Raw genomic sequence first — 12689 nt, 5'->3', positions numbered from 1 at the left:
GGTCTGAGCCAGAATCTACGCGCGTTGTGCGCCGACGAACGCGCCTGCGCCACAGAACAAAAGGGGAGAAACACTCATGCCGCTGAACCGCAGGACGTTCCTGGAGCGCTCGGCCGCCGCCGGGGCCGGTGTGGCCCTCGCCGGGGCCGTCACCGCCCCCGCCGAGGCCGCCGAGCAGACGCCCGCCGGCGCCGGTCGTCCGCACCCGCGGAAGCGGTACGCCTTCACCGTGATGGGCACCACCGACCTGCACGGAAACGTCTTCAACTGGGACTACTTCACCGACAAGGAGTTCGACGACAAGGCCCACAACGACGTCGGCCTCGCCAAGATCTCCACCCTGGTCAACCAGGTGCGCGCCGCGAAGGGCGAGGGCAACACCCTGCTCATCGACGCCGGTGACACCATCCAGGGCACCCAGCTGTCCTACTACTACGCCAAGGTCGACCCCATCACCCAGGCCGGCGGCCCGGTCCACCCCATGGCCCAGGCCATGAACGCCATCGGCTACGACGCCGCGGCGCTCGGCAACCACGAGTTCAACTACGGCATCCCGGTGCTGCGGAAGTTCCAGCAGCAGTGCGACTTCCCGCTGCTCGGCGCCAACGCGCTCGACGCGAAGACGCTGCGCCCGGCCTTCCCGCCGTTCAGCATGCACCGCCTGTGCACCCCGCACGGCCGGGACGTCAAGGTCGCCGTGCTCGGTCTGACCAACCCGGGCATCGCCATCTGGGACAAGGCGAACGTCACCGGCAAGATGGTCTTCCCCGGTCTGGAGGAGCAGGCGGCGAAGTGGGTGCCGAAGCTGCGTTCCATGGGTGCCGACGTGGTGATCGTGTCGGCCCACTCAGGCTCCAGCGGCACCTCCTCGTACGGTGACCAGCTGCCGTACGTCGAGAACGCGGCCGGCCTCGTCGCCGAGCAGGTCCCGGGGATCGACGCGATCCTGGTCGGCCACGCCCACACCGAGATCCCCGAGTACAGGGTCACGAACAAGGCGACGGGCAAGGACGTGGTCCTGTCCGAGCCGCTCAAGTGGGGCCAGCGTCTCACCCTCTTCGACTTCGAGCTGGTGTGGGAGAAGGGCCGCTGGCTCGTCGAGAAGGTCGGCGCGACGGTCCTGAACTCGAACACGGTGGCCGAGGACCCGGAGATCACCGGGCTGCTCGCGGACGAGCACAAGAAGGTCGTGGAGTACGTCAACCAGGTCATCGGCACCTCCACCGCCGCCATGACCACGGCCGACGCGCCGTGGAAGGACGAGCCGATCATCGACCTGATCAACGTCGTCCAGGCCGAGACCGTGAAGGCCGCCCTGGCGGGCGGTGCGTACGGGAGCCTGCCGGTGCTGTCGCAGGCCTCCTGCTTCTCCCGCACGGCCCGCATCCCGGCCGGCGCCGTCTCCATCAAGGACGCCGCCGGGCTCTACCCCTTCGAGAACACCCTGGAGGCCCGTCTGATGACGGGCGCCCAGCTCAAGGACTACCTGGAGTACTCGGCGAGGTACTACGTCCAGACCCCGGCGGGCGCTCCCGTGGACACGGCGAAGCTCACCAACGCGGGGAACACGCCGGACTACAACTACGACGCCGTGTCGGGCCTGGCCTACGACATCGACATCGCCAAGCCGGCCGGTCAGCGGATCGTGAACCTGACCTTTCAGGGCAGGCCGCTCGACCCGGCGGCGCAGTTCGTGCTCGCGGTCAACAACTACCGGGCCAGCGGTGGCGGCGCGTTCCCGCACGTCGCCAAGGCGCAGCAGCTGTGGGCCAACTCGGACGAGATCCGTAACACCATCATCCAGTGGGTGAAGGCGAAGGGGACGATCGACCCGGGCGTGTTCGCGTCGGTGGACTGGAAGCTGACCCGGGACGGGGTGCCGGTCTTCTAGTCGTCACGGGTGGCGCGTGGGCGTCACAGGTGGCGAGCGAGAGGCGTCAGCTTCCGGCCCTGGGCCGGAATGCCCGGCGTCTCTCGCGCGTCCAGGCCGAAGCTGGTGAAGGCGGTGCGGCGGGGCAGCGGGTACGCCTCCTTGCCGGTGACCGCGTTGAGGATGACGGCGCTGCGCCAGGCGGCCAGGCCGAGGTCGGGGGCGCCGACGCCGTGGGTGTGCCGTTCGGCGTTCTGGACGTGGACCGATCCGGTGACGGACGGGTCGAGGACCAGTCGGTAGTCGGCGTCGATCCGGGCGCGGCCGGCGGAGTCGTGGCGCAGGTAGGGGTCGAGGCCGGCGAGCATCCGGTCGACGGGGCGTTCCCGGTAGCCGGTCGCGAGGACGACGGCGTCGGTGGTGAGCCGGGAGCGGCTGGACTGCTGGAGGTGTTCCAGGTGCAGTTCGACCTTGGTGGTGGCGACCCGGCCGGCGGTGCGGACCCGGACGCCCGGGGTGAGGACGGCGTCCGGCCAGCCGCCGTGCAGGGTGCGGCGGTACAGCTCGTCGTGGATGGCGGCGATGGTGTCGGCGTCGATGCCCTTGTGCAGCTGCCACTGGCGGGGCATGAGTTCGCCGCGGACCTGCTCGGGCAGGGCGTGGAAGTAGCGGGTGTAGTCGGGGGTGAAGTGTTCCAGGCCCAGCTTGGAGTACTCCATGGGGGCGAAGGCCTCGGTGCGGGCCAGCCAGTGGAGCCCTTCCCGGCCGGCGGGGCGGGCGCGGAGCAGGTCGAGGAAGACCTCGGCGCCGGACTGGCCGGAGCCGATGACGGTGACGTGTTCGGCGGCGAGCAGGGTGTCGCGGTGTGCGAGGTAGTCCGCGGAGTGGAACACGGGCACGCCGGGGGCGTCGGCGAGCGGGCGGAGCGGCTCGGGGACGTACGGTTCGGTGCCGACGCCGAGGACGATGTTGCGGGTGTAGGAGCGGCCGAGGGCGGCGGCCTCGCCGTCGGTGTCCAGGTGGGTGAAGTCGACTTCGAAGAGGCGCCGTTCGGGGTTCCAGCGGACGGAGTCGACCTGGTGGGCGAAGTGCAGTCCGGGGAGGCGTTCGCTGACCCAGCGGCAGTAGGCGTCGTACTCGGCGCGCTGGATGTGGAACTTCTCCGCGAAGTAGAAGGGGAAGAGGCGGTCGCGGGCGCGCAGGTAGTTGAGGAAGGTCCAGGGGCTGGCCGGGTCGGCGAGGGTCACCAGGTCCGCCAGGAAGGGGACCTGGAGGGTGGCGCCCTCGATGAGGAGCCCGGGGTGCCAGTGGAAGGCGGGGCGCTGCTCGTAGAAGGCCGTGGCGAGGCCGCCGGGGACGCCGTGGGCGAGGGCGGCGAGCGAGAGGTTGAACGGGCCGATGCCGACGCCCACCAGGTCGTACGGGTGGTCGGGGTCGTGCTGGGGGGTGTTGCCGGTCATCGGTCGATGCCGCCTTCCACGAGGGTGATGAGCGCTGCGAGGTCGTCGGGGGTGGCGTGGGGGTTGAGCAGGGTGGCCTTGAGCCACAGCCGGCCGTCGGCGGTGGCCCGGCCGAGGACGGCGCGGCCTTCGGTGAGGAGGGTGCGGCGGATGCCGGCGACGGTGGCGTCAGTGGCGTCGTGGGGCCGGAAGAGGACGGTGGTGAGGGTGGGGCGGGCGTAGAGCTCCAGGCCGGGGGTCTTCTCGACGAGGTCGGCGAGCTGCTGTGCCCGTGCCGTGCACGCGTCGACGAGGGCGCCGAGCCCGCTGCGGCCGAGGGCGCGCAGGGTGACGGCGGTCTTGAGGACGTCGGGGCGGCGCGTGGTGCGCAGGGAGCGTCCGAGGAGGTCGGGGAGTCCGGCCTCGGTGTCGTCGTCCGCGTTGAGGTAGTCGGCGGTGTGTCCGAGGACGGCGAGGTCGGCGGTGTCGCGTACGGCGAGGAGGCCGGCGGCGGCCGGCTGCCAGCCCAGCTTGTGCAGGTCGACGGTGACCGTGCGGGCCCGGTCGAGCCCCGTGAGGAGGGGGCGGTGGGTGTCGCTGAAGAGGAGGGGGCCGCCGTAGGCCGCGTCGACGTGCAGTTCCGCGCCGCCGTGCGCCGCGCACAGGTCGGCGATCTCCGGGAGCGGGTCGACGAGACCGGCGTCGGTGGTGCCGGCGGTGGCGGCGACGAGGAGGGCGCGGCCAGCGAGGTCGGTGAGCGCCTCGTCGAGCGCGACGAGGTCGATCGTGCCGCTGGGGGCGGGTACGACGACGGGCTCGGGCAGGCCGAGGAGCCATGCGGCGCGGTGGAAGGAGTGGTGGGCGTTGGCGCCTACGACGGCTTGGACGGAGCCGTGGCGCTCGCGGGCGAGGAGCAGGGCGAGCTGGTTGGACTCGGTGCCGCCGGTGGTGACGAGGGCGTCGGGGGCGGGGGCCGCCGGGTACACCTCGGCCGCGAGCGCGGCCGACACGAGTGCTTCGAGCGCGGAGGCGGCGGGGGCCTGGTCCCAGGAGTCCAGGGACGGGTTGAGCACGGAGGCGGCGAGGTCGGCGGCGGCCGCGAGGGCGAGGGGCGGGGTGTGCAGGTGCGCGGCGCACAGGGGGTGCGCGGGGTCGGCGGCGCCGGCGGCGAGGGCGTGCACGAGGGTGCGCAGCGCCTCGTCGGGTCCGGTCCCGGTCTCCGGGAGCGCGGGGCCGGCGAGGGCTTCGCGCAGATGGTGCGCGACGGCGTCGGGGCCGCCGGCCGGGAGGGGGCCGCCGCGCTGCTCCGCGCCTGCGCGGAGGGCGTCGAGGGTGGTGTCGAGCAGCGGGCGGAGGGCGTCGGGCCCGAGGGCGCCTCCGGCGAGGGGTGCGGCACGCATGGACGACAGGGTGCCGGGGGTTGTCGGGGTTTGTCCGGCGACCGGATGCGTATGACCCGAACGAGGGACATGGGCCGGGTAGGGCCTGGTGCGCGGGGTGGGGGTCGGGTAGATGCGCCCGGCCGCGCGGGCGGGGGTGCGGCCCCCGAGGGCGGGGCGCCCCGAAAGGTAGGGCGCGGCCCCGGTGGGCGGGGGGCGGCCCCCGAGGGCGGGGGGGCGGCCCCGGTAGGCGGGGCGCGGCCCCCGAGGGCGGGGCGGCCCCGAAAGGTAGGGCGCGGCCCCGGTGGGCGGGGCGCGGCCCCGAGGGCGGCGGCCCCGGTAGGCGGGGCGCGGCCCGAAGGGTAGGGCGCGGCCCCGGTGGGCAGGGCGCGGCCCCGGTGGGCGGTGGGCGGGGCACGGCTCCGACGGGCGGAGGCGCCCCGACGGGCGCGGCCCCCATGGGCAAGGCGCGGCCCCCATGGGCGGGGTGCGGCCCCGGTAGGCGGTGGGCTGGGCGCGGCCCCGACGGGCGGAGGCGCCCCGACGGGCGCGGCCCCCATGGGCAAGGCGTGGCCCTGTAGGCGGGGCGCGGTAGGGCGCGGCCCTGAAGGGGTGGGCGCGGCCCAGGTGGGCGGGGGTCGCCCCGATGGGCAGGGCGCGGCCCCGAACGGCAGGGCGCGGCCCCGGTGATCGGGTGCGGGCCGGTGGTCACGCCCCGCTCGTACGGGCCTGGTGCGGTCCTGCGCGGGGGCGTGCCGCCGGCGGAGCGGCGGCCCTCGGCCGGGGCCTAGACGACCTCCAGGTTGGCCATCATGCCCATGTCCTCGTGCTCCGCGTTGTGGCAGTGGAAGAGGTAGCGGCCGCGGTAGCCCTCCCAGCGGGTGAGGATCTCGGCGGATTCGCCGGGGCGGAGGGAGACGGTGTCCTTGAGGCCCGCGTCGTGGGGCAGTGGGGGTCTGCCGCCCCGGGAGAGGACGCGGAAGCCGGTGAGGTGGAGGTGGACCGGGTGGTGGACGTCGGCGACCAGGCGCCAGAGTTCGATGTCGCCGAGGCGGACCCGCACGTCGGAGCGGGCCGGGTCGAAGGGCCGGCCTCCGATCAGCCAGCCGTGGCCTCCGTCCTCGCCCATGCGGCCCGCGCGGAAGGCGAAGTCGCGGACCCGGACGGCGTCCTGGCGGCGCCAGGACGGAAGGTCGGTGGCGAGGGTGCCGGGGACGCGGCTGGGGTCGGCGGCCCGGCGGGCGACGCGGAAGGCCATCACGTCGCGGGTGCGGCCGGTGCCGAGGCGGTTGACGAGGCGGACGAGGCCGCCGACCGGTTCACGGGTGAAGTCGACGACGAGGTCGTAGCGTTCGGCCGGCGCGATCGGCAGGCTCCGGTGGGTGACGGGTGCCGCCAGCAGGCCCTGGTCGGAGCCGATCTGGACGAGGGGGAGGTTGCGGCCGTCGCCGTCGACGGCGGCGAGGTCGTAGTGCCGGGCGTTCGACGCGTTCAGGACGCGCAGCCGGTAGCGGGCGGCGTCGACCTCGTGGACGGGCCAGGGGGCGCCGTTGACGAGGATGACGTCGCCGAGGACGCCGGCGAGGTACGGCTCGCGGACGCCGGGGCGGGTGCGGAGGGTGGGGTCGAGGCTGGGGTAGTCGAGGCTGCCGTCGGCGGCGAACGCCCGGTCGGCGATCATCAGCGGCAGCTCGCGTGGCCCGTCGGGCAGGCCGAGCGCTTCCTCGGCGGCGTCGCGCACGATGTGCAGCCCGGCCAGTCCTCGCCAGATCGCCGGGGCGGTGAAGTCCATCCGGTGGTCGTGGTACCAGAGCAGCGCCGGGCGCTGGTCGAGCGGGAAGGTGTAGTCGCGGGTCAGCGGTGTCGGCACGGCCCTCGGGTCGTGCATCGTGTGGGGGGCGTCGTGGGCGCCGGCCGCCACTCCCCGGTCGTGCGCCGTGCGGCGGGCGCCGGCCGCCGGCCAGCCCTTCGGCGTGACCAGGTCGGTGGGGTAGCCGTCGGAGTCCGCCGGGGTGCGTCCGCCGTGCAGGTGGACGACGGTCGGTACGGGCAGTTCGTTGCGGTGCGTCACGGTGACCGGCCGGCCGCGGCGGGACTCGATCGTGGGGCCGGGGAAGGTGCCGCCGTAGGTCCACAGGGGCGTCCTGATGCCGGGGAGGATCTCCGCCGTGGTCTCGCGCTGGACGATCTCGTAACGGTCCGTGCCGCCGGAGACGGCCACCGGTGCGAGGACGGTGGGGAGCGGCAGCGGGGTCGTGTACGGGGGCGGCAGCGGTACGGCGCTGCGCAGTTCGGCGCCGGTGGTGGCGGGGTGCCGGGAGAGTCCCGCCGCGGCCGCGAGTCCGCCGGCCGCCATCGCCCCGAGGGCTCCGCCGACGGCGAGGACCTGTCGTCGTGTCATGCCCTCAGACATCGGCGGTCTCCCGTCGGACGAGGGGCCGGGCCCACACCGCGACGAACAGCAGGGCGGCGCCCACGACGGTGAACACGCCCAGGGGGATGTGCAGCCACAGCGCGCCCGCCGTCCCGGCCACGTACTGCAGCGACTCGGCGACCGTCAGGCCCAGCGTCGCCTGGAAGGGCCAGGAGCGGCGCAACCGTGCCCAGACGACGATCGCGACGACCAGTTGGACCAGGCACAGCGAGGTGACGACGTCGGCCCCCGTCGCGTGCAGGCCCAGGCCGTCGAAGTCGCCGCTCAGGTAGACGCCGGCGAACACCGGCTGGCCGAAGACCGCGACCACGTGCGCGGTGACGACGGCCCGCCATACGCTCCTCAGCATGAGGCGCCCCTCCCCCTCTTGTCGTCGGTGGGTGAACGCTTCGACGCTATGACCGCGGCGATATCGTGTCCAAGATCAATATCGCTATGGCGCTATGCCTCGGGGGGCATGATGGATCTCCACTCGCTCCGGCAGTTCGTCGTGGTGGCGCGGCTGGAGCACCTGAGCCGCGCGGCAGAGGAACTGCGCGTGGCGCAGCCCTCGTTGAGCCGCACCATCGCCCGCCTGGAGGGCGACCTGGGCACGCCGCTCTTCGACCGCGGCAGCCGACTGCGGCTGAACGACGCGGGGCGGATCTTCCTCCGTCATGTGGAGCGCTCCCTCGGGGAGCTGGACGCGGGGCGCCGGGCCGTCGCCGAGAGCACGGGCGAGGGCTTCGGAACCGTACGGCTCGCGTCGGAGACCTTCCTGACGCTGACCGGTCCGCTCGGCGTGTTCAAGCGGGCCCATCCCGCGGTCGAGGTCGAGCTGCACCAGATGGCCGCCGAGGAGATGTCCCGCCGGCTCAGGGCCCGGGAGGTCGACCTGTGCGTGGCCTCCCAGCCGGTCCGCGGGGAGGGCCTGGAGGCGGTGGAACTCCTGGACGAGGCGGTGTGGGTGGTCACCCCGCTCGGCCATCCGCTGGCCGGCCGGACCTCGGTGACGGTCGCCGAGCTCGCCGACGAGCCCTTCGTCACCACCCGCCGGGGGCACTGGCAGCGCCGGCTCCTCGACCGGCTCTTCACCGGCAACGGCCTCGCCCCGCCGAGGATCGTGTGCCAGGGCGACGAGCCCGGCGCCACGGCGATCCTGGTCGGCGCGGGGCTCGGCATCGGCCTCATCCCGGACATGGCCCGGCGCAGCGCCACCCGCGCCCCGGTCGCCTGGATCTCCGTCGAGGGCCCCGGCTGCCGGCGCACCCTGACCCTGCTCCGGAGCGCGGACGGGCAACCGGCGGGCGCCGCGCGCCTCATGCACGCGGCGCTCACCGACTGGGACTGGGCGTCGGGCCCGGTGTAGGGCCGTCACCGGCTGCCGGGGGTGCCTTGTCGATCAGGCCGGATCAGAGGCCGGACACCGCGAGCCCGGCGTGATCGGCAGGGAGCCCGGCATGGTCGGCAGGGAGCCCGGCGTGATCGGCAGGGCGCCCGGCGTGGTCGGCAGGGAGCTCGGCGTGGTCGGCAGTTCCCGCCTGGGTCGAGTCCGGGACCTGACGGACACGGCTCAGGCCCGCACCCGCAGCGCGCGGCGCAGGTCGTCCAGCTGGTCGACCAGCTTGCGGTGGAGGGCCGGGATCATCTCGTCGTCCGCGAGGTGGCGTTCCCCCAGGGCGAGGGAGTCCGCGTCGACCGCGTACGACGGGAAGGCCCAGCGGCCGGCCGCCTCGGCCATGGCGGGGCTGCGGCGCCCGGCCATGGCGACGGCGTCGGGGTAGAAGCGGGCCACGTACTCCCTTACCAGCTCGGCCTGTTCGGGCTTCCAGAAGCCCTGGGCGGTGGCGGTGAAGAGGTAGTTGGACAGTTCGTCGGACGCGAACATGGCTGCCCAGGCGGCCTCCTTCGCCTCCGCCGTCGGCAGCGCGGCGCGGCAGCGGGCGGCGCCCTCCCGGCCGGTGGCGCTCGGGTCGCGCTCGAGCTCGGCGGCGATGGCGGCCTCGTCGGTGGCGCCGAGGACGGCGAGCCGGGCGAGGATGCGCCAGCGCAGCTCCGGGTCGAGCTCGGGGCCGCCGTGGACGGTGCCGTCGTCGAGCCAGGAGGCGATCTTGGCGGGGGTGGTGGCGCTGTCGACGTAGGTGCGCACGGCGGTCAGGCGCAGGCCGGGCGCCTCACCGTCCTCGGTGCGGCGCATCAGGGCGCGGGCGATCTCGCAGATCGTGGTGAGGGCGGCGGGGCGCTCGGCCTCGGAGACGTAGCGGTCGGCGATCTGCGTCCGCGCGAAGCCGAGGACGCCCTGGACGACGGCGAGGTCCGTCTCCTCGGAGAGGTGGACGAGGGCGGTCTGCAGGTAGGCGGCGGGCTCCAGTTCGCCGTCGCGGACCATGTCGCGCAGCGCGTTCCACACGACCGCGCGGGTGAGGGCGTCGGGGATGCGGGAGAGCCCGCGCAGGGCGCTCTCCTGCGACACCTCGTCGAAGCGCATCTTGGCGTACGTGAGGTCGCCGTCGTTGAGGACGACGAGGGCGGGGCGCGGGCCCTCGAGCTCCAGCGGGGCCTCCTGCGGCACGTCCACCCAGGGGCGCTCGCGCAGCACGAGGTCGCCGGCCCCGTCGCGGTCGTAGACGCCGACGGCGAGGCGGTGGGGCCGGCGGCCGTCGCGGTCGACGGTGAGCCGCCAGTGCCGGCCCTCGCCGTCCAGGCGGGGGGTCAGGGTGTCGACGCCGGTGGTGCGCAGCCACTGCTCGGCCCAGCCGTGGACGTCGCGGTCGGTGGCGGCGGCGAGGTTGTCGATGAAGTCGGCGAGGGTGGCGTTGCCGAACTTGTGGCGCTTGAAGTGGATGTTGATGCCGGCGAGGAAGTCCTTCTCCCCCATCCACGCGACGAGCTGTCGCAGCGCGGAGGCGCCCTTGGCGTAGGAGATGCCGTCGAAGTTGAGCAGCGCGGAGGCGGTGTCGGGGACGGCGTCCGGGTCGGGGGCGACGGGGTGGGTGGAGGGCCGCTGGTCGGCCTCGTAGCCCCAGGACTTGCGGGTGACGCCGAAGTCGATCCAGGTGTCGGCGAAGCGGTCGGCGCAGGCCTCGTTGACCGTCTGGAAGCCCATGTACTCGGCGAAGGACTCGTTCAGCCAGATGTCGTCCCACCAGCGCAGGGTGACGAGGTCGCCGAACCACATGTGGGCCATCTCGTGGGCGATGACCATGGCGCGGGTCATCCGCTCGGTGTCGGTGACGGCGGAGCGGAAGACGAACTCGTCGCGGAAGGTGACGAGTCCGGGGTTCTCCATGGCGCCGGCGTTGAACTCGGGCACGAAGGCCTGGTCGTACGAGTCGAAGGGGTACGGCTCGTCGAACTTCTCGTGGTAGCGGTCGTAGCAGGCCTTGGTGATGTCGAGGATCTCGTCGGCGTCGGCGTCGAGGTGGGGGGCGAGCGAGCGGCGGCAGTGGATGCCGAAGGGCAGGCCGGCGTGCTCGGTGCGGACGGAGTGCCAGGGGCCGGCGGCGACGCACACGAAGTAGGTGGAGAGCAGCGGGGTGGGGGCGGCCTTCCAGCGCCCGTCCGCCTGCTGCTCGGTGATGCCGTTGGCGAGGACGGACCAGCCCTCGGGGGCGGTGACGCCGACCTCGAAGACGGCCTTGAGGTCGGGCTGGTCGAAGGCGGCGAAGACGCGCTGGACGTCCTCCATGAACAGTTGGGTGTAGACGTACGCCTCGCCGTCGGTGGGGTCGGTGAAGCGGTGCATGCCCTCGCCCGTGCGCGAGTAGCGCATGGTGGCGGCGATGCTGAGGGTGTGCTCGCCCTCGGTGAGGGTGAGCGGGAGCCGGTTGCCGTCGAGGGCCGCGGTGTCCAGCGGCTGTCCGTCGAGGACGGCGGAGTGGAGGGCGTCCGGCTTGAGCTCGACGAAGGTGTCCCCGGCGGCGCGGGCGGTGAACCGGATGAGGCTGGTGGACTCGAAGGTCTCGTCGCCGGTGGTGAGGTCGAGGTCCACGGTGTAGTGGTGGACGTCGAGGAGCTGGGCACGGGTCTGCGCTTCGTCGCGCGTCAGTACGGACATGGGCCCATGCTGCCTGATGCCCCGCGGGGCCGGGGAGGGGCGTTCACCGAGAGCTCAGCGGATCCCCCCGGGCGAGTCCCGGGAGATCCCCGGGCGAGTCCCGGGAGGCCCCCCGGCGGATTCCTCAGGCGGGTACCGGAAGATCCCCGGCGGATTCCACAGGCGAGTCCCGGGAGATCCCCGGCGGATTCCTCAGGCGAGTCCGGCGCCGTCCAGGTGGGCGAAGGCGGCGGAGATCCGGGGCCGGTCGTAGCCGGCGGGTCCCTTGGCGCCGCTGGAGAGCAGGGCGTGGAGCAGCAGCCGGGCCTTGGCCGGGGCGAGGGGGCCGGCGGGGATGAGGCCGCGGTGCAGCAGGTCGTACTCGGAGCCGGGGCTGCGGTAGGTGTGGGAGAGGGTCGCGCCGGCGCCGGTGCGGGAGGCGAGGACGACGGGCATGCGCTCGGTGAGCGCGGCGAGGGGTTCGACGAACCAGGCGGGGACGTGTCCCGCGCCGAAGGCGGCGACGACCAGGCCGTCGTACCGCTCGGGCCGTTCCGTGACGAGTTCGAGGAGGTCGCCGCGGTCGCCGAGGGAGAGGGTCAGCAGGGCCACCCGTACGTCGGGGTCGAAGCGGAGCGGGCAGAGCCGGCTGGCGACGGCCGGGCGGAGCAGGAGCCGGGGCTCGCCCTCCACGACGACGCCGAGGGGGCCGGCGCCGGGCGAGGCGAAGGTGGCGACGGAGGTGGTGTGGGCCTTGTGGGCGAAGCGGGCGGCGTGGATCTCGTCGGCGAGCACGACGAGGACGCCGAGCTCGCGGCAGCCGGGGTCGGCGGCGACGGCGAGGGCGGCGGCCAGGTTGGCGGGGCCGTCGGCGCCGGGCAGGTCGGGGCGGCGCATGGCGCCGGTGACCACGACTGGCTGCTCGGTGGTGCACACCAGGTCGAGCAGGAAGGCGGTCTCCTCCAGGGTGTCGGTGCCCTGGACGACGACCACGCCGGAGCCGGCGGCGACGGTCCTGGCGACCTCGTCGGCGAGGGCGGTCAGGTCCTCGAAGGTCAGGGAGGAGCTGGGGACCCGCCGGAAGTCCCGGAGTTCGACCTCGGTGGTGCCGGACGGGCCCGCGGTGTCGACACCGAGTTCGGCGAGCACCTCCGCGCCGGACATGCGGGCCGCGTCACCGCCCCGCGCGGAGATGGTGCCCCCCAGGGTGAATACGGTGACGCGCGCCATCAGCGTGCTCCGTCCGCGATCGTCTCGTGGTGGCGGATGACCTCCGCGATGATGAAGTTCAGCAGCTTCTCCGCGAACGCCGGATCCAGTTTCGCGCTCTCGGCGAGTTCCCGCAGCCGGGCGATCTGGCGGGCCTCGCGGGCCGGGTCGGCGGGCGGCAGGTTGTGTTCCGCCTTGAGGACGCCGACCTGCTGGGTGCACTTGAAGCGCTCGGCGAGCATGTGGACCACCGCCGCGTCGATGTTGTCGATGCTCTCGCGCAGTCGGGTCAGGTCGGCCCGTACGGACTCGTCGATATCGCTGGGGTCGCTCATGATGCGCG

Annotated in this window: 9 protein-coding genes; 2 read left to right on the top strand and 7 right to left on the bottom strand. The window is 73.8% G+C overall.

All coding sequences use genetic code 11. The annotated features are described in order from the left end of the window. Positions 1 to 76: 76 nt before the first annotated feature. Positions 77 to 1891: a bifunctional metallophosphatase/5'-nucleotidase gene (locus tag ACIRQF_RS25085; protein WP_382483039.1), complete on the top strand. Its 1815-nt coding sequence runs from the start codon at positions 77 to 79 to the stop codon at positions 1889 to 1891. 23 nt (positions 1892 to 1914) lie between these two features. On the opposite strand, the gene ACIRQF_RS25080 is transcribed toward ACIRQF_RS25085, so the two are convergent. The 4 genes from ACIRQF_RS25080 to ACIRQF_RS25065 all read right to left on the bottom strand — a co-directional run bounded on the left by ACIRQF_RS25080 (position 1915) and on the right by ACIRQF_RS25065 (position 7471). Continuing rightward, on the bottom strand, positions 1915 to 3330 hold the full coding sequence (locus tag ACIRQF_RS25080) for a lysine N(6)-hydroxylase/L-ornithine N(5)-oxygenase family protein (RefSeq protein WP_404095186.1): 1416 nt from the start codon (positions 3328 to 3330) through the stop codon (positions 1915 to 1917). Next, complete coding sequence (locus ACIRQF_RS25075) at positions 3327 to 4709, bottom strand: pyridoxal phosphate-dependent decarboxylase family protein (RefSeq protein WP_404095183.1); 1383 nt, start codon at positions 4707 to 4709, stop codon at positions 3327 to 3329. The genes ACIRQF_RS25080 and ACIRQF_RS25075 overlap by 4 nt, the downstream gene beginning before the upstream one ends. Before the next feature lie 766 nt (positions 4710 to 5475). Beyond that, on the bottom strand, positions 5476 to 7089 hold the full coding sequence (locus tag ACIRQF_RS25070) for a multicopper oxidase family protein (RefSeq protein WP_404095180.1): 1614 nt from the start codon (positions 7087 to 7089) through the stop codon (positions 5476 to 5478). 4 nt (positions 7090 to 7093) lie between these two features. Then, entirely contained in the window at positions 7094 to 7471 is a 378-nt protein-coding gene (locus ACIRQF_RS25065; RefSeq protein WP_403523663.1) for a hypothetical protein, read from the bottom strand. A gap of 108 nt (positions 7472 to 7579) precedes the next feature. Here ACIRQF_RS25065 and ACIRQF_RS25060 point away from each other — a divergent pair, with 108 nt between their 5' ends. Next, a complete protein-coding gene (locus ACIRQF_RS25060) occupies positions 7580 to 8470 on the top strand; it encodes a LysR family transcriptional regulator (RefSeq protein WP_404095177.1) in 891 nt (296 codons plus the stop codon). A gap of 204 nt (positions 8471 to 8674) precedes the next feature. On the opposite strand, the gene pepN is transcribed toward ACIRQF_RS25060, so the two are convergent. The 3 genes from pepN to ACIRQF_RS25045 all read right to left on the bottom strand — a co-directional run bounded on the left by pepN (position 8675) and on the right by ACIRQF_RS25045 (position 12681). Next, positions 8675 to 11158: an aminopeptidase N gene (gene pepN / locus ACIRQF_RS25055; protein ID WP_404095174.1), complete on the bottom strand. Its 2484-nt coding sequence runs from the start codon at positions 11156 to 11158 to the stop codon at positions 8675 to 8677. Positions 11159 to 11350: 192 nt separating this feature from the next. Continuing rightward, positions 11351 to 12367 carry an asparaginase gene (locus ACIRQF_RS25050; protein WP_404095171.1) on the bottom strand — a complete coding sequence of 339 codons (1017 nt, stop codon included), beginning with the start codon at positions 12365 to 12367 and terminating at the stop codon, positions 11351 to 11353. Beyond that, positions 12367 to 12681 carry a chorismate mutase gene (locus ACIRQF_RS25045; RefSeq protein ID WP_376629544.1) on the bottom strand — a complete coding sequence of 105 codons (315 nt, stop codon included), beginning with the start codon at positions 12679 to 12681 and terminating at the stop codon, positions 12367 to 12369. Before ACIRQF_RS25045 ends, ACIRQF_RS25050 begins: the two co-directional genes overlap by 1 nt. Between the last annotated feature and the right edge of the window lie 8 nt (positions 12682 to 12689).

The organism is Streptomyces sp. NPDC101191 (assembly GCF_044767915.1).
GTDB lineage: Bacteria > Actinomycetota > Actinomycetes > Streptomycetales > Streptomycetaceae > Streptomyces.
This window is presented reverse-complemented; position numbering and strand designations above follow the sequence as displayed.

Excerpts from the sequence above, each read along its gene's own strand:
- ACIRQF_RS25060 (WP_404095177.1), top strand. The coding sequence starts at position 7,580 with ATGATGGATCTCCACTCGCTCCGGCAGTTCGTCGTGGTGGCGCGGCTG.
- ACIRQF_RS25085 (WP_382483039.1), top strand. The coding sequence starts at position 77 with ATGCCGCTGAACCGCAGGACGTTCCTGGAGCGCTCGGCCGCCGCCGGG.
- ACIRQF_RS25070 (WP_404095180.1), bottom strand. The coding sequence starts at position 7,089 with ATGACACGACGACAGGTCCTCGCCGTCGGCGGAGCCCTCGGGGCGATG.
- ACIRQF_RS25065 (WP_403523663.1), bottom strand. The coding sequence starts at position 7,471 with ATGCTGAGGAGCGTATGGCGGGCCGTCGTCACCGCGCACGTGGTCGCG.
- ACIRQF_RS25080 (WP_404095186.1), bottom strand. The coding sequence starts at position 3,330 with ATGACCGGCAACACCCCCCAGCACGACCCCGACCACCCGTACGACCTG.
- ACIRQF_RS25050 (WP_404095171.1), bottom strand. The coding sequence starts at position 12,367 with ATGGCGCGCGTCACCGTATTCACCCTGGGGGGCACCATCTCCGCGCGG.
- pepN (WP_404095174.1), bottom strand. The coding sequence starts at position 11,158 with ATGTCCGTACTGACGCGCGACGAAGCGCAGACCCGTGCCCAGCTCCTC.
- ACIRQF_RS25075 (WP_404095183.1), bottom strand. The coding sequence starts at position 4,709 with ATGCGTGCCGCACCCCTCGCCGGAGGCGCCCTCGGGCCCGACGCCCTC.
- ACIRQF_RS25045 (WP_376629544.1), bottom strand. The coding sequence starts at position 12,681 with ATGAGCGACCCCAGCGATATCGACGAGTCCGTACGGGCCGACCTGACC.